Source organism: Lacimicrobium alkaliphilum (genome assembly GCF_002591895.1).
Taxonomy (GTDB): Bacteria; Pseudomonadota; Gammaproteobacteria; order Enterobacterales; family Alteromonadaceae; genus Lacimicrobium; species Lacimicrobium alkaliphilum.
The window spans coordinates 247,066-264,038 of record NZ_NISX01000002.1 but is presented as its reverse complement, the minus strand read 5'-3'; the positions used below and the strand labels follow the sequence as shown (position 1 = coordinate 264,038).

General features: G+C 50.2%; 13 protein-coding genes and 1 other RNA gene. 12 read left to right on the top strand and 2 right to left on the bottom strand.

Annotated elements, in window-relative coordinates; all coding sequences use genetic code 11:
* Positions 1–222 precede the first annotated feature (222 nt).
* Positions 223–837: a TIGR04211 family SH3 domain-containing protein gene (locus tag CDA54_RS03115; protein ID WP_180237099.1), complete on the bottom strand. Its 615-nt coding sequence runs from the start codon at positions 835–837 to the stop codon at positions 223–225.
* A 157-nt stretch (positions 838–994) separates the two neighbouring features.
* On the opposite strand from CDA54_RS03115, the gene CDA54_RS03110 reads away from it, so the two are divergent.
* Entirely contained in the window at positions 995–2,494 is a 1,500-nt protein-coding gene (locus CDA54_RS03110) for a CYTH domain-containing protein (RefSeq protein ID WP_099033536.1), read from the top strand.
* 57 nt (positions 2,495–2,551) lie between these two features.
* Positions 2,552–3,664, top strand: coding sequence for a helix-turn-helix transcriptional regulator (locus tag CDA54_RS03105; protein WP_099033535.1), 1,113 nt, complete (start codon positions 2,552–2,554; stop codon positions 3,662–3,664).
* Between the two features lie 34 nt (positions 3,665–3,698).
* On the opposite strand, the gene ssrS is transcribed toward CDA54_RS03105, so the two are convergent.
* Positions 3,699–3,882, bottom strand: a non-coding RNA gene (gene ssrS / locus CDA54_RS03100) — 6S RNA.
* A 302-nt stretch (positions 3,883–4,184) separates the two neighbouring features.
* Here ssrS and CDA54_RS03095 point away from each other — a divergent pair.
* From CDA54_RS03095 to CDA54_RS03050, 10 genes are all read left to right on the top strand, one after another.
* Positions 4,185–4,769 (top strand): UPF0149 family protein, encoded by a 585-nt coding sequence (locus tag CDA54_RS03095; RefSeq protein ID WP_099033534.1) that lies wholly within the window; start codon positions 4,185–4,187, stop codon positions 4,767–4,769.
* A gap of 4 nt (positions 4,770–4,773) precedes the next feature.
* Complete coding sequence (gene pepP / locus CDA54_RS03090) at positions 4,774–6,087, top strand: Xaa-Pro aminopeptidase (RefSeq protein ID WP_099033533.1); 1,314 nt, start codon at positions 4,774–4,776, stop codon at positions 6,085–6,087.
* A gap of 27 nt (positions 6,088–6,114) precedes the next feature.
* Positions 6,115–7,332 carry a 2-octaprenyl-6-methoxyphenyl hydroxylase gene (gene ubiH / locus CDA54_RS03085; RefSeq protein WP_099033532.1) on the top strand — a complete coding sequence of 406 codons (1,218 nt, stop codon included), beginning with the start codon at positions 6,115–6,117 and terminating at the stop codon, positions 7,330–7,332.
* Positions 7,319–8,494 carry an FAD-dependent monooxygenase gene (locus tag CDA54_RS03080; RefSeq protein ID WP_099033531.1) on the top strand — a complete coding sequence of 392 codons (1,176 nt, stop codon included), beginning with the start codon at positions 7,319–7,321 and terminating at the stop codon, positions 8,492–8,494. The genes ubiH and CDA54_RS03080 overlap by 14 nt, the downstream gene beginning before the upstream one ends.
* A gap of 126 nt (positions 8,495–8,620) precedes the next feature.
* The gene (locus CDA54_RS03075; protein WP_099033530.1) at positions 8,621–9,931 is read left to right on the top strand and encodes a Na+/H+ antiporter NhaC family protein; all 1,311 of its coding nucleotides are present in this window, start codon (positions 8,621–8,623) and stop codon (positions 9,929–9,931) included.
* 60 nt (positions 9,932–9,991) lie between these two features.
* Positions 9,992–10,888 (top strand): aldo/keto reductase, encoded by an 897-nt coding sequence (locus tag CDA54_RS03070; RefSeq protein ID WP_099033529.1) that lies wholly within the window; start codon positions 9,992–9,994, stop codon positions 10,886–10,888.
* A 127-nt stretch (positions 10,889–11,015) separates the two neighbouring features.
* On the top strand, positions 11,016–13,901 hold the full coding sequence (locus CDA54_RS03065; protein WP_099033528.1) for a bifunctional diguanylate cyclase/phosphodiesterase: 2,886 nt from the start codon (positions 11,016–11,018) through the stop codon (positions 13,899–13,901).
* A gap of 141 nt (positions 13,902–14,042) precedes the next feature.
* Positions 14,043–15,572, top strand: coding sequence for a putative bifunctional diguanylate cyclase/phosphodiesterase (locus CDA54_RS03060; protein ID WP_099033527.1), 1,530 nt, complete (start codon positions 14,043–14,045; stop codon positions 15,570–15,572).
* Entirely contained in the window at positions 15,569–16,222 is a 654-nt protein-coding gene (locus CDA54_RS03055; protein WP_099033526.1) for an NAD-dependent epimerase/dehydratase family protein, read from the top strand. Before CDA54_RS03060 ends, CDA54_RS03055 begins: the two co-directional genes overlap by 4 nt.
* Positions 16,215–16,946 (top strand): tRNA1(Val) (adenine(37)-N6)-methyltransferase, encoded by a 732-nt coding sequence (locus CDA54_RS03050; RefSeq protein ID WP_099033525.1) that lies wholly within the window; start codon positions 16,215–16,217, stop codon positions 16,944–16,946. The genes CDA54_RS03055 and CDA54_RS03050 overlap by 8 nt, the downstream gene beginning before the upstream one ends.
* Positions 16,947–16,973: the final 27 nt, after the last annotated feature.

Below are 16,973 nucleotides of genomic sequence, written 5' to 3'. Positions count from 1 at the left end.
ATCCAAAATACAACTCCTTTTCTACCGTACTCAACGCAAGGTTTTTATTACCTTGAAATCTTGCCACTACAAGTAACAGCTAATAGTCACGAGTAGCCTGATTTACCGACGTTCCGATTTGATATGGGGATGAAAAAAGCCCGGTAAAGACCGGGCCGGAGAGAAGTGCATGGCAACTGTTAACCCATCTTTACAATGCTAGGGTTAACAGACTGGTCGGCGTCACATCCAGTTGTCGTTTCGACGGCGCTTTCTGGGGATCAACATCAGGATTACACCGAGAATAATTCCCCCCAGGCCGATAATACCACCTCGGGTAAGCCATTCGATCTGTACTTTATTATCGATACTGGCCAACTCTTGCTGCACATCTGAGTGTTGTTGCTGAATTTCCTGTAGTCTGCTTTGCAGTTGTTCATTGCGGGAGCTGAGGTCGAGGATCTGTTGGTTGAGCAAATCGTTTTGCTCTCGGGTCTGAGCAACATCGCTCTGAGCTTGTTGCAGAGCCTCTTCGAGTTGTGGAACGGACTCACGCACTGAAGGGGTTGCACTGATAAATCTGTTATCTACCCATCCGGTGCGCTCTTTATCATCGATAATCTCAACAAAACCTTCCTCATCATTACGTTGCAACAAGGTGACCGGTGTGCCGGCAACCACTGAACCTATAATGCGGTAATTACGGCCAGGACCGGCGTGAATAAAAGTATAAAGATCATCGGAAATATATACGGTCTGCTCATTCCCTGGTGCCTGAACATCCTGGGCACTGGCCTGATTGATTAGTAGCCCGAACAACAGGCCCAGGCCCATAATCTGAAGAAAAAATTTTGTCATGGGTGCAACTGGTCTCGAATATTTTTTTAGATGGTATGGCGAGCGGCGTGGAAAGGCAAGTGATACAAACCCTCTGAACATATTGTGATAGGAGGGAATTGCCAAGAGCAGAGCTTAGGGTTAATGTTTGTGGCCTGTCAGACAGGCCAGATAAAAAATGGAAACCGAATTAAAACTGCTGGTATGCGGTGAAGTTGATGTGGCAGCGATTATCGAAAAGTCAGTACTGCCGGAGTTAAAAGGCCGTTGTGATCTCTCGCAGGTATCTCTGTTTAATCAGTATTATGATACCCCGGACAAGGCGTTTCGCTCTATGGGTATGGGATTAAGAGTGCGTGGTCAGGATGGCAAGTATGAACAAACCATAAAAACTGCGGGTGCAAGGCGGGGCAGTTTGCAGCAACGTCCGGAACATAACGTCGTTCTTGCGCAGCCACAACCTGATCTGAGTTTGTTTGATGAGCAGATCTGGCCACAGAACGCAAAAGTGCCTTCCCTGCAGCAACAGCTGGATGTGATCTTTACCACACATTTTCAACGCAGAATTTTTCATCTTGTTTTAGACCAGGATACTGAAATTGAGCTGGTCTACGATCAGGGGGAAATCAGCGCAGACGGGCATCAGAGTGAGATCAGCGAAATTGAAATCGAGCTCAAGTCCGGTGAGGTCAATGCGCTATTCGATGTGGCTGAGCGCCTTGTTGCTGTGCTGCCATTACGAGCGGGTGTCATGAGTAAAGCTGCACGAGGCTATCTGCTGGCATCGGGACAGGAACTGGAATCTGAACCGCTGCCCGGTTTTGTTAGTCTGGAGCCTGACTGCTCAGTCGAACAGGCTTTTTGTCGGGCTTTGGATATGGGGTTGAACTACTGGCAATGGCATGAACAGTGCTATCTGGCAACCCAGAAGCCTAAAGCCCTGAAAGGGATCCGCACAGGTATTCACCTGGTTTCACAGGCTCTGAATCTTTATCTGCCGATGTTGCAATGCCCTGAGCTGATGGCGCTGCAGAAACGACTGATGACCTGGCTTGATGACTGGTATTGGGTCGATGCATTGCTTGAAATTAAAGCGCTGCGCTCTCGTAAAGGGCCGTTCCGAAAACGCTTAATGAAGCATCAGGATTTTCTCAGTTATTTACAGGGCCGTTATGAGGGAATGTTACGCCAGTTTCGCCCCGCTGACCTGATCTGTACTAAAGAAAACACCAGTTTGCAGCTGGCGTTAACGGCGTTGGCAGTGCGGACCCCTTGGAGAGAGCATGATACCGCCTGGAAATTACCGGTGATAGAACATGCCAAAGGGTGGCTGGCGCAGAGTTGGTTTCATATCAGTCAGAGCATGCCCCGGGATAAGGTATTTAATCTTCAGCATTATTTGTCGGCGGAATCGAGTCTGGATCAGGCACTGTTCAACAGTTTATTTCTGGCCGATCTTTTTGGTGAGGAGAAACGCGAGCAGCACCGTGCGCCATGGCTGGATATACTCGATGGTATCGATGAACTAAAACTGCTTAATCTGCTTATGTGTGAACTCAAACAGGCCGATGTTGAACATAAGGACAGTCTGAAAGCCTGGTGTGAGGATAAGATTTCACGCCTCGTGCAGGTAATGGAACAAAGCCGCCAGCTTTCACAGCAGAGAGAGCCTGCCTGAAAAAGAATATCGTGATAATCGTTCCCGTATTACAAACCTGGGTGCCAAGGTATATTCATGATCAGTATGACTCCTTATCAGATACTGGTGATCGCCGCTTTAATTCTGTGGCTGGTGCCTTTGATGCTTATATGGGCGCGCTTTGACCGACTCCCTCATGGCCGTGAAATGTTGCTGGTAGTGCTGTTGAGCCCTGCATTGCTGATTGAAACATCTTTGTGCGCCTTTGAAATGAGTACCAGTTGGCATTTTCTGGTAGCCGTGTTTTCGGCTTTGCCCGCGCTACTCACTTCGCTTTTATGCCTTGCTGTTACCCGCCTGTTACTCGATAAAACACGTTATTCCGCCAGGCTGATGGTATTACCGGGCATCTTGGCGGTATTGCTCAGTGTTCCTTTGTTGTTTTTTTCATCAGAATACAAATCGGCTGTGCTGACAGAGGGAGTGAACGGACAATTAGCACAGCATTGGTATGTGTATGGCTACACGCTGTTATGTCAGTTGAGCGTCTTATGGCAAGCCTTTGCGGCAGAAAACCGGCTCAGGGAGTATCAGTTTTTTCTCAGTGATCAGGTGGTGGATACGCATTTATACCGTTTTTCTATTTCCATCAAAGTTTTTGGAAGCCTGATTACACTGGCGTTTTGCGTGGCGGTGGCGATCATACTTGTTGCCGTTACCTGGCTGCCCTTGAGCCAGTGGTTGCAGATCATGCAGGTGTGTTATTTTCTGATATTTATTGTTCTGAGTCTGGTGTTAATGGAAAAACGTCGTTATTCCCCCTCTCCATTGGATTATGCCAGATTGCAGCAGCCGGACTACCCGGAAGAACAGTTGCGTGACGCTCTGACCCAGGCCGAACAGGCTATGCTCAAACACAAAGCGTACAAGAAAATTGGTTTGCGACTTAAGGATTTCTCCAGAGCAACACACGTGGATCCCACGTTACTGGCAGCTGCAATGAGAACCTTACTTAAACGCAACTTTCGCGCTTTTGTTTACCATTACCGACTGGAGTATGCGAAGAGGATATTGATGCGCAGCGACGTCAGAGTGTCGGATGTCGCCAGACGGCTGGGTTTTGATTCTGAGCGGTTTTTGAGTGAGCTGTTTGTTAAATATGTACACAAGATGGCCCGGGATGAAGACTCCCGCGGGCACGATAGTTAAGCAGCCCTGGTGCAGGGCGCTTAAACATAAAAGGGTGTCTCCCAAAATGCCGCTGCTCAGATTGAGCCCTAGAACCGAAAAGTTCAGGGCGGGGGCTTCATCATTGCCGCAGGCTTCTCGGTCAGTGCCGAGCTTGCACAATAGCAATGTAATTCAACCCCCTTGGAGATTAGCATCGGCCAGGGACATTACTGAACTGGCGTACATCCCAGGAGACATTGATTGTAACAGACCCTGCTCAATCACAGGAATCTTGCTGTGTAGTTTATGTGAGATAGTGGCTATATCAGCCAGCATGCAGGCCGGAAAGGCCTTGTTGTGATTATTTTCTGCAGCTTTTGATCATCTCAAAGCGCTTAGTATCATTTGCTGACTAACATTATAGGCATGTCCCCTGGCTGAAAACCAGTTCTATCTGCAAGTCGGTGTTCAAGTGCCTGAATAGTACCCATATTGTATCGGGTGGATAAGGCTTTGAGGTTACCTGATGATAGGGTTACCATACGCTCATTGACCGCCTATGAGTAACCGTGTTTTGGCCGATATCAGTAAAATGTTCGAACAGCTTAGCAGCGCGCTGCAGCAAACCGCTATTAGCAGTGATGCTGCGGAAATTCAGGGGATTCTGACAGGCATGCTGGCTGGCGGCATGCCCGTTCAGAGCGAAGATTGGCTGGACGCGTTGGCAGATTTTATTAACCAGGGTGATAAGCTGCCAGATGAAATCAAACGCCAGACACAGCAATTGTTTCAGCAAACCCGTGAGCAGTTAATGGCTGCTGATTTCACTCTGGTTCTGTGCTTACCTGACGATGCGGCACCTATCAATGATAGGGGCATGGCGCTGGTAAAGTGGGTTCAGGGGTTTTTACTGGGCTTTGGATTGCATCAGAATGATCTTACCGGTTGTTCCGAAGACGTTAAGGAAGCGCTGGAGGACTTTGCTGAGATAAGTCGTATGGACGAGAAAATGTCCGAGGGCGAAGACTCAGAGCAGGCGCTGATTGAAGTAATGGAATATGTGCGTGTATCGGCCATGTTATGTTTTAACGAACAGGGTCGCACGGCCAGCCGCGCCGCTACGCCCTCTAAAACTCTGCATTGATATTATGATCGAACTCAGTGAATACCAGTCAAGACGTCGGGCTCTTGGGGAACATATGCAGGATAACTCGTTGTGCCTGGTTCCGGCTGCCCGTGAAGTCACCCGTAGCCGCGATACCCAATACCCATTCCGCCAGGACAGCGATTTTTCTTATCTCACCGGTTTCAGTGAGCCCGATGCCGTATTATTGATAAGCAAACAACAGGGGCACGTGGAATCCACCTTGTTTTGTCTGGCAAAAGATCCTCAGGCAGAAATTTGGCATGGCAGGCGAATGGGACCAGAACAGGCCCGGATCAGCCTTGACATAGACAAATGCATTGAACTGGAGCAATTACCGGTACTACTGCCCTCTTACCTTGCTCAGTGCAATCAGTTTTATTTTGCTCAGGGAACCTATGAACACATTGACGGGCTGGTTTTTAGCTGCTTTGAACAGTTGCGTAAAGGCGGTAAAAAAGGTCAGCGTCCTCCTGGCGTGGTGATTGATATCCGTGATTATGTGCATGAAAAGCGGTTGATCAAATCTGACGCTGAAATAAGTCTGATGCGCCGGGCTGCCAGGATTTCAGTGGATGCCCATAAGCGCGCCATGGCGTTTGCCCGCCCCGGCCGCTACGAATACCAGCTGGAAGCTGAACTGCATCACGAGTTCGCGCTTCAGGGGGCCAGATACCCGGCCTATGGTACGATCGTGGGTAGCGGCGATAACGCCTGTATTTTGCACTACACAGAGAACCAGGATGAACTCAAAGCGGGTAATCTGGTATTGATTGACGCCGGGGCGGAACTGATGGGCTACGCAGCGGATATCACCCGTACATTTCCGGTCAGTGGTGCGTTTAGTGAACCCCAGGCACTGTTGTATCAATTGGTGCTGGATGCGCAACTGGCGGCTTTTGAACAGATAAAGCCTGGTAGTACGCTGATCTGCGCGATGGAAGAAGCGGTATTAGTGATTACCCGGGGGCTGCTGAAACTGGGCGTTTTACAGGGCAGTCTGGAGGCTAATCTGGCCGAGAAAACCTATCGGCAGTATTTTATGCACGGACTGGGTCATTGGCTGGGACTGGATGTCCATGATGTAGGCGAATACAGAGTAGAAGGGGAGGATCGGCCATTGCAACCCGGCATGGTGCTGACCGTTGAACCGGGCATCTACATTCCCGTCGGAGCTGATGTGGAGCGCAAGTGGCAGGGCATCGGCATACGTATTGAAGATAATCTGTTGGTCACGGCCACCGGCCATGAAAACCTGACCGCCGGAGCACCGAAGGCAATTCATGGGATAGAGCAGTTAATGGCCGGGAGTGTTTAGGCATTTTTACTCTCAACAGAGACGAATATGAAGGATAAACAGGTCCTGGAATTTGATCTGATTATTGCCGGTGGCGGCGCGGTTGGGTGCTTGCTGGCACTGTCGCTCAGATCCTGCGGGTTAAAAATTGCCATTGTGGAGGCCAGCGCCTATGCCTGCGACTCTCAGCAATCTTTGCACCCGGGGTTTGATGCCCGCTCTATTGCCTTGTCCCATCAATCCGCCTCATACCTGCAACAACTTGGCCTGCAGTCTTCGCTGTTGGAAAACTGCGTACCTATAAAACAAATAAAGGTGTCGGATCAGGGCCATTTGGGCCAGTGTTGGCTGGATCATCGTCAGCAAAGGGTTGAGGCCCTCGGTTATGTCACGTCCCAGCAACAGCTTGGCACTATGCTTTATGAATCAGTTAAAGATGCCGATGATATTGATTGGTTTTGTCCCGATAGTGTCAGTGATGTGAAACAGCATCAGCAGCATATTGATGTGATACTGAGTTCCGCAAAGAGATTGTCCGCATCCTTGCTGGTGGTGGCTGAAGGTGGTAGTTCGCCTACGGCGACAAAACTGGGGTTTCAATCACAAGTACAGGACTATCAACAGGTAGCCCTGGTGGCGAATGTGAAAACCGACCATCCCCATGAATTCAGAGCCTATGAGCGTTTTACTGCCCAGGGGCCGCTGGCTTTGCTGCCAAATGCGGATAGCAGTTTCGGTTTAGTCTGGAGTCTGGCCGCTGAGCATCGGGATACCTTTTTGCACATGCAGAACAGCGAATTTTTACAACAACTACAACAGGCATTTGGTTACAGTGTCGGGCGCTTTGTTGCGCTGAGTCAGCGTAACAGCTATCCGCTGGCGCTGGCCCGGCTTGCAAGAACAGTGGCACACCGGTCGGTGGTAATAGGTAATGCCGCCCATACCCTGCACCCCATTGCAGGGCAGGGCTTCAATCTTGGATTGCGCGATGCTCAGTGCCTCAGTACATTGCTGCGAAACACGGTGAAGCAAGATGGCGATCCCGGCGCTGCGCCAGTGCTGCAGGTGTATTCTCAGCAACGCCATCAGGATCAGTCACTGGTGGTTAACAGTACCGATGCTCTGGTACGGTTTTTCAGTAATAATCACGGGCCACTGGTGGCGGGTCGCAATCTGGGGCTGGGGTTGCTCGATCTGTGCGGGCCACTGAAACTGAAACTGGGCAGAGCCGCCATGGGGTACGGGGGACAGAATGCAGCAAGCTGATGTTGTAATTGTAGGTGGCGGCCTGGCGGGACTGTCACTGGCTGTTTCGCTGGCTGACAGTTCTGTGAAGGTGGTGGTGGTAGATGAGAAGATGCCCTATCAGGCGGTCAGTCAGACGCCCGGTGTCCGGGTCAGTGCCATCAATCAGGCCAGTGAGGAATTGTTTCGGGAATTAGGGATCTGGCAGCATCTGGATGAAAAACGGGTGCAACCCTATACCCATATGCAGGTTTGGGAACAGGACAGCTTTGCGTCAATTGAGTTCGATCATCAGAGTGTCTGTCAATCTCATCTGGGGCATATTATCGAAAATCAGTTGTTGATTAATGCCCTGTGGGAAAAACTACTGGAGGCGTCAAATATTCAGATTGAAGTCTCCTCTGCCATTGAAGCACTGAAAGTTGAAGATGAGCGGGCCCTGGTGAGGCTGGCAAATGGCCAGCAACTGGCCGCTAAACTGGTGGTCGGAGCGGATGGGATTCATTCGAAGATCAGAACACTGTCAGCCATGCCTCTGAGCTTTTCCGATTATCAGCAAAGTGCAATCGTTGCCAATGTGCAGACTGAACTGGTGCATCAGCAGTGCGCGCGGCAAGTGTTTACACCGTATGGGCCACTGGCGTTTTTACCCATGACGGATCCCCATCTGTGTTCTATTGTCTGGTCTGTGGAAAATAAACAGGCTGACGAACTGATGGTGCAATCTCCCGGGCAGTTTGCCAAAGCGCTTTACCGGGCTTTTGATGGCAAGCTGGGGCTGTGTGAGCTTGTCAGTGAACGAAAGATGTTCCCCCTGACCATGCGTTATGCCCGGCAGTGGCTTAAGCATAGGGTGGTGCTGGCCGGTGATGCTGCTCACAGTATTCACCCTTTGGCGGGGCAGGGCGCTAACCTTGGCCTGATGGATGTCAGATTATTGTCTGAAGTGCTGCTGGATTTGACTGAAGCCGGTAAGGATATTGGAACGGTGTCATCGTTGCGCGTCTATGAGCGCACCCGCAAGGCTGAGGCGGTTAAGATGATTGCTGCAATGCAGGGGTTCAGAAGTTTGTTTGCAGGCAGCAACCCGATGAAAAAAGCCCTGCGCGGAATGGGCCTGAGCCTGGCCAATAAGATGCCACTTGCAAAGCGCCGGATGATGTTACAGGCGGCGGGATTGTAAACCTGAATAACGGTTGTAGAGTTCAGCCCGATCGTGATTTAAGGTGCGGGCGTCAAAAACAAAACTTGTTCAGATGTACTCCTGCAGGTAAGATTTTGGACGTCTAAACGTCTTTTTGGTGGTCACGTGTCAAATCCTGCACTTTCCCGCGGTAAATATGCCCTGCTTCCTCTGGTGGTTTTTCTGATTTTATTTCTTGGCTCCGGTTTTTATTACCAGAGTCAGCAGGTCGAATACGCCTTTTATCAGCTTCCGGCACCAGTAGCAGTACTACCAGCCATTTTGCTGGCGGTGTGGCTCTCCCGTGAATCCCTGAACCATACCATTGAGGGGTTTGTGCAAGGTGTTGGGCACCCTAATATCATAACCATGTGCCTGATCTATCTGTTGGCCGGGGCGTTCTCCTCTGTTGCCAGTGTTACAGGGGGAGTGGACGCCACTGTCGCGCTCGGCCTGAGTGTGATCCCTGCACAATTATTATTACCCGGGTTGTTTATTTTGGGCGCGTTTGTGTCTACCGCAATGGGCACCTCTATGGGCACTCTGGCGGCGATGGCACCCATTGGCCTGGGCATGGCCGATGCCACTGGCATTGAACCGGCGATGATGGCCGGGGTTTTAATGAGTGGTGCCATATTTGGTGACAACTTATCGATTATTTCCGATACCACTATTGCTGCTACCCGAACACAGGGCTGTCAGATGCGTGATAAGTTTCTGGAGAACCTGCGTCTGGCTCTGCCCGCGGCCATTGTGACTCTGGTGATACTGGCATTTTACACGCCGCTAACCAGTGCCTTGCCCGAGACAGAGGGTAACGGCTGGCTGGCCATTCCGTATTTGTTGATTCTGGGTCTGGCGGTGGCTGGCCTTAACGTTTTTGCGGTGCTTAGCATAGGAATCGTCAGCAGCGCATTAATGGGTTTCTGGCAGGCAGACTATGCAATCAGTGGGCTGGCCCAGGATATCTATACAGGTTTTGGGCAGATGCAGGAGATTTTTATCCTGTCACTGCTAATCGGCGGGCTCTCAGAACTGATGCGCCGCCAGGGAGGTCTGGAATATCTGGTTGGCCGGATTACAGCTCTTGCACAAAAGCTTTCACCCGATGATAAGGCCAGTCACAGTTTTGCTATCGCCCTGCTCAGTAGCCTGACTAATCTGTGTGTCGCTAATAATACCGTATCCATCATTGTCGCCGGTGAAGCCGCCAGGCAACTGGCCAGCCACGCCGATATTCCACCGAAGCGCAGCGCCAGCCTGCTGGATATCTTCTCCTGTATTGTACAGGGACTGATCCCTTATGGTGCTCAGGCTCTGCTACTCGGTGCCAGTTTTGCTATCTCGCCGGTGGCACTGATACCCTATGTCTTCTACTGCTATATATTGGCCTTAGTGGCCGTATCTGTTGTGGGCTGGAAGCTGGTCAGGCCCTGAGTCTGGTGGCTATGGGTTATATCGGGTCTGCGCGTATTGGCATAATTAACAGGATAAGTAATGCAACGTATTCAACTGGTAAAAGACGAATTAAGTTTTTCACGCTGTATTCAGGGTTACTGGCGGTTAAATGAGTGGCAGATGTCGGTGGCTGAACTTCAGGCATTCGTTGAGCACGGACTGGAACGGGGCATTACGACTACGGATCATGCCGATGTTTATGGGGCTTTTACCGAGGAAGGGCTGTTCGGTCGTATGCTGAAACAGGCCCCGCATCTTCGCGAACAAATTGAGATGGTATCCAAGTGCGGTATTCTGTTTCCCTGTGAGGCACAACCAGACGTCACAGGAGTGCACTATAACAGTGGGGGGGATTATATTATCCGTGCCGCAGAGCGCTCATTGCGGGAATTAAACACCGATTATCTCGATCTGCTGCTGATCCACCGGCCTGATCCGTTAATGGATGCCGACGAAGTGGCACAGGCTTTCAATACCCTGAAAGCATCAGGCAAAGTGCGTCACTTTGGCGTATCTAATTTTAGTGTGGCGCAATTTGCTCTGTTGCAATCCCGCCTGGATGAGCCGCTGATCACAAATCAGCTGGAGATTAGCCTCATTCACAGTGAGCCTTTGTTTGATGGCAGTCTGGATTATCTGCAACAACACAGAATTAATCCTATGGCCTGGTCTTGTCTTGGGGGCGGTAAAGTATTCCATGATTTTCAGTATAAAGCTCTGCGCGAAGCGGCCATGGACATTGCACAGCACTATAACGCCGAGCTGGATCAGATTCTGCTGGCCTTTGTGCTGGCATTGCCCTGCAATGCAATGCCAATATTGGGTAGTGGTAACACACAGCGTATTGCCAGGCAGGTTGATGCTACTAAATTACAGCTCGAACGCCAGCACTGGTTTGCGTTGCTCGAGGCTGCCCGGGGGATGCCTGTTCCTTAGCTATAGCCTGGCATAACGACATTATTCCGATTTTTGTACCGCAGAGCCCGGATTTTTCCAACAGGTAACATTCCTGTCATCTGCAGGTAGTAAAGTTATCAGTCCTGAGCGGTAACAGGCTGTAATAATGTGGTTCAAAGCTCCGGGTAAAGTTAACGCTCTGCCTCTGATTCTTTTTTTAGTGTTGAGTCTGCTGTTTGCACTGGTAAGCCTGTATCTGGAAAGTCAGGAACGACAGCGTATGGCCTCAAAGGCGAGGGTGGTCGCTCATCAGGTCAGTAACAGCATCGAAGTGTTTTCTGCTGATCGACTAAGGGCACTCGAAGATCTGATGATTACCTGGCCGGAAAATTACCCTAATGTAACCGATTGGTTCAATGCCCGAGCACAGACTACCCGCCATATTCTGCCTGGTTTTGATGACATTCTGTGGCTGAATCAACATCTCAGTATACAATGGAGTAGCAAACATCAGCGTTCTGGCGCGCCGATTCAAAAGGCTCTGTCAGAGCTTGCTGATCCATTGTCCGATCCGCCTGCGAAAACCTTTATCAGTCATCTGCATCAGGCCGGCCCCGACAGTTACTTTGCTCTGATTCTTCGTCCTGTTAATCCCTATGATCTGCACTACGGCTATATCGTGGCCAGTTTTGATATTAAGGCTACCCTGGCCGTTATGATCGGTGAACTGGTGGGCTCAGATTTCAATTTTCAGCTTTATGACGGCGACCAGGTTCTGATGGTTAACGGAGAACTGAATTCAAGTGAGACCGTGATCAATCAACCGGTAGCCTTTGCCGGGCGACAGTGGCAACTCAAATTACAGAGCAACAGAGGCAGCCTGCATATTGGCTATGTGGTGTTAGCGATTGGCCTGATGATGTCTCTTATTATCAGTATTTTTGTGCAGCGTCAGTTACGCAGTGCGTTCAAGCTGAATCAGTCGCAGCAGCGTTATAAGGCCGCCAGTGAGGCGTCCCTGGATGCAATTCTGGTGTTTAACGCGGAACGGAAAAAGGGCAAAATCTGCGACTTCATCCTTGGTGAAGCCAATCATATGGCGCAACGGATATTTGTCACTGAGGATAAACAGCTGCAAAGCCCGAGACTGAGCGAACAACTGATGGCACTGAGAGCCAGCACTCTGTTGCGGATTTGTATCCGGGTTTATCACAGCGGCCGTGCTCATGAGCAGTATCTTGCTTCAGGCAGCAGATTGGTAAGGGCGCAGTGGCTGAAAATTCAAGTTGTCAAAGCCGGTGACGGTATTGCCGTTACGGTTCGCGATATTACTGCCAGGCGATTGAGTGAGCAGGCCCTGAAAGACAGCGAGGAAAAATTCCGGCGGCTGGTGGAGGGCCTGAACGGACATTTTATTTACTCTCACGATCCTGGCGGTAAGGTGAATTTTGTCAGCCACAGTGTGCGGGATATCCTTGGTTATAGTGCCGAGTATTTTCGCCATAACTATCAGCATTGTGTAAAACGAGGGCCAGATAATGACGCGCAGATACGTCAACAACTGGCCGCCGGGAAGCGCCCTGAGCCCTATGTAGTGGATTATTTTACCGCAAAGGGTGAGGTGAGGCAGATCGAGTACCGGGATTCACCGGTGTTTGATGCACAAGGCAAACTGATAGCGGTAGAGGGGATCGGCCGGGATGTCACCGCGGATCTGGCGTTGCAACAGCAAGTGTATTATCAGGCAAACCATGATCAGTTGACCGGGCTGTATAACCGCTATGCGTTTGACCGAAAGCTCAACCAGGTGTTGGAACAGATCAAGCAGCATAAGGCCAGCGCGACCCTGTGCTACATCGATATGGATCAGTTTAAGTTGGTCAATGATTCCTGTGGACATCAGGCCGGTGATGAGTTGCTCAGACAAGTTGCCAGTTTGCTGGCAGGGGGAATTGGCGAAGACGATATTCTGGCGCGTGTGGGTGGTGATGAGTTTTGCCTGGTGTTCGCCAGCTTGTCAGTGGAGCAGGTTAAACCCAGGCTGGCGGAAATGCTTCAGGCTATTCGCGGTTTCCGTTTTACCTGGGGAGATAAGCTTTTTCATATCGGAGCCAGTATCGGCGTAGTAGAGATTCGTGCTGATATGGCAAACAGTGTCGAACTCATTAAAGCCGCGGATCACGCCTGTTACAGTGCTAAGAATAGCGGGCGTAATCGCTACCATGTTTTTGATGCCAGTGACCAGCAGCTCAACTATCAGAAAAATGAGCTGGAGTGGGTCAATGCCATTCAGAAGGCGTTGCAGCACAATAGTTTTGTGCTCTTCTGCCAGCCGATAACACCCTTTAATCAGGTTGCACAGGGAAGGCATTACGAAATACTGGTACGTATGCAGAATGCCCGGGGGGAAATGCTCAATCCCGGCATTTTTATCCCGATTGCTGAGCGTTACGGGCTGATGAATAAAATTGATGAGTGGGTGTTTACTAACACCATCGATTTTCTCGAGCAGAATCCGCAGCATCTTGATGCACTTGGCAAATGTGCGATCAACCTATCGGGGATGACATTGGGCAATGAGGAATTTCTGGACAAGATAGTCAGCCGTTTACGTTATGCAAATATTCCACCGGAGAAAATCTGTTTTGAAATTACAGAGACTGCGGCGGTGACCAATCTGGGCTCCGCCAGTCGCTTTATCGATACCCTGCGGGATATGGGATGCCGTTTCGCTCTGGATGATTTCGGCGCCGGGATGAGTTCTTTTACTTATCTGAAAAATATGGCGGTGGATTACGTTAAAATAGACGGATCCTTTGTCCGCAATATGTGCCGGGACCGCAGTGATTACGCCACAGTCAAAGCTATTCACGAGATAGCCAGCAGTATGGGCAAGCTGACAATTGCGGAATTTGTTTCCGATCAGGAGTGCTGTCAGGCATTGACGGCTCTGGGCGTTGACTATGGTCAGGGCTTTGCGCTGGGCAAACCTGTGCCACTGGCCTCCGTTGTTGAATCGGCCAGGAGCCTCCCATCCCCGGTATATGGCTGACTCAGTATCCGGGCTTTATCTGCTTAGTGACACGGGTATTGTTGTCACCCTTTATATTCATATAGACCTTTTTATTAAAAACCTTTAGCGTATTGTGCTGTAGGGCGGTGCGCTAAAAGCTGTCCTGAACAAGGATATACAATGAAAAGATCTACTCGTCTCGCTTCTGTGATAGCAATCATCTACATGGCAATAGGTGCTGCCTGGATCCTGCTTTCCGACTTAGCTTTGGAGCGTACGATCACGGATCCTGAGTTGATTAACACATTGCAGACCTTTAAGGGCTGGTTTTATGTGGGGTTGACGGGTTTATTGTTATTTGTGCTGATTGCCAGATCACTCTCTTATATCGAACAGCTCAACCAGCGCGATCCTCTTACCGGGTTGTTCCGTCCCTTTCTCTTTACCCGTTACCTGCATGACCTGCTGAGCAGTTGCCACAAGAACGAGAGACAAGTGATGCTGGTTTGTCTGGATATTGATAGTTTTAAAGATGCCAATCGTCGCCTGGGGTATGCGGGTGGCGATGCGATGTTGCGCCGGCTGGCGGCAAGATTAAAAGGCCATTATCACGCTGAAGATCTTATTGCCCGGTTGGGTACTGATCAGTTTGCGGTGGCTATATTAGTGACCCGCTCGCAACCGGATATCGAGCAACAGGCCGTGAAACTGAACCAGTTGTTCGCCGATGTTGTAAGGGAGTTTGGACTGAAGCTCAGTTGCAGTGTGGGTATGGCAATATTTCCTCGTGACGGAAAAAGTGCTCAGGAATTGCTGTTTGCGGCTCAAAGTGCGCTTAAGGAAGCGAAGCGAAATGGTCAGGGCATGATTCGCCAGTTTAATCAGGCATTGTCACAGTCTGAACAGGAGCGCCAGGCTTTGCTTAAGGATTTGCGCGATGCGATTGTTCATGAAAAGCTCTCTCTGGTTTATCAGCCCCAGTTTTCGGTGTTGGATGGGGGCCTTACCGGCTGCGAGGTGCTGGTGCGCTGGCAATGTCCAAAGCGTGGCTTCATTGGGCCTGATGTATTTATCCCCCTGGCCGAACGTAATAATCTGATTTCCGGTATCACCGCTTTTGTTGTCCGCCAGGCTAATAAAGAGCTGTCAGAGTCGGGGTTCCTGGGTAAGAGTATTAAGCGTGTATCAGTCAATATCTCCGCCCAGGAATTTAATAGTGAAAAGCTGATGGCCGATTTACTGACGTTGCTTCACCAGTCACCTCAGCTCTACCCCTATTTACAGCTGGAAATCACAGAAACGGCGGCGTTATCTGATTTATCTGCCAGTGTGCGGCTGCTGACCAGACTGAGAGAGCAGGGGCTTAAGTTTTCTATTGATGATTTCGGTACCGGATACTCTTCACTCGCTATGCTGAAGAATTTACCTATTGACGAAATAAAAATCGACCGGGATTTTGTTAATGATTTGCTCGAACAGCCGCGTGTCCGGGCTATCGTCGAGGCGGTTACGACCATGGCCAGAGTCCTTGATATTAGCGTGGTTGCCGAAGGTGTCGAAACCCAGGCTCAGCTCGATCAGATTAAATTATGTGGTTGTCATGAAGTTCAGGGATATTTGACCGCCAGACCGATGAAAATCGACCAGCTTGCCGAGTTTGTGCACGTGCAATGGTCTTCTGTTTCCGTACAACCATCGGTCAGGCAATGAGCAAACAGAGTATCGCCAGTAAGGTGCCTTCAGACTCTGGGGGATATTCTGCTCTGATTCTCGGTGCCAGTGGACTGGTGGGGCAGACACTGACCACCAGGTTGCTCAATGACCCGCGTTATACCAGTGTGACCTGCCTGGTTCGCAGGCCGATGGCAAGTTGCAGCAGTAAGCATCATCCCGTGGTCATTGAGTTTGATAATCTGCAGGCCTATGAGGGGTATTTTCGGGTTGATCACCTGTATATCTGTCTCGGCACTACGCTGAAATCTGCCGGCAGTAAAGAGGCGTTTCGCAAGGTGGATTTTGAATATGTGCATATTGCAGCCCAGCTTGCCCGTAGTCAGCAGGTAACAAGTCTGGTGTGGATATCTTCTGTGGGTGCGGATGCCAGAAGTCGCAGCTTTTATTTACGTACAAAAGGTGAGCTGGAAAATGCCATATTCCGTATCCCTGGTATCAAAGGCGCCTCTGCAGTAAGGCCATCATTGTTATTGGGAAACAGGAAAAGCTCGCGACCTGCGGAGCAATGGGGCATTCGTCTGATGCGATGGTTATCGCCTTTGTTAATCGGGCGCTGGAGCAAATATCGTCCTGTTTCAGCCACTGAGGTTGCAAAGCGGATGATGGAGTTGCAACAGTTTGATTAAATCACCTGCCCCCGGCCGTGCACAGGGCTTTCAACTCAAACAGTTTTATGTGGGTCATGACCGCTGCGGGATGAAAGTGGGAACTGACAGCATCATGCTAGGTAGTTGGGTGAATCCCGGGCCGGCTTTACGAATTCTGGATATAGGCACTGGCAGTGGTCTGCTGGCGCTGATGATGGCTCAAAGCAGTGCGCCGCAGAGCAATATACTGGGTATTGACGTGGATCCACAGGCGATATCTCAGGCCCGGGAAAATGCACGAAACGGTCCCTGGCCTGATAAAATCAGTTTTCGGAGAGTCGCATTACAGGAGTTAACGCGAAAGCCGGAATATGATCTGATTATCAGTAATCCTCCCTATTTTCCGCACCAGCACAGCATGGATCCTGCCCGACAGGCAGCCAGGCTGACAACAGATTTGTCTCACCACATCCTGGCTACCGTTACGGCTCAGTTGCTGGCGGATAATGGACGTTTCTGCTGTATTCTTCCGCAACAGGCAGTGGCTGCCTTTGTGACTGAAGCTGAAAATGCCGGGTTACATTTGCACAGGCGCATGGAGGTGCGCACGCAAACTGATAAATCCGTGAGCAGAGTGATGCTCGAGTTAGCCTTAACGGCTTGTTCACAGGTTAAAAATGAGACAATAGTTATTCAGCAACAGGCCGGACACTACACACAGGCCTATCAGAAGCTGTGTCAGGCGTTTTATGTTAATTTCTGAATGTCAGTGTTGGGTAAACATCCCGGC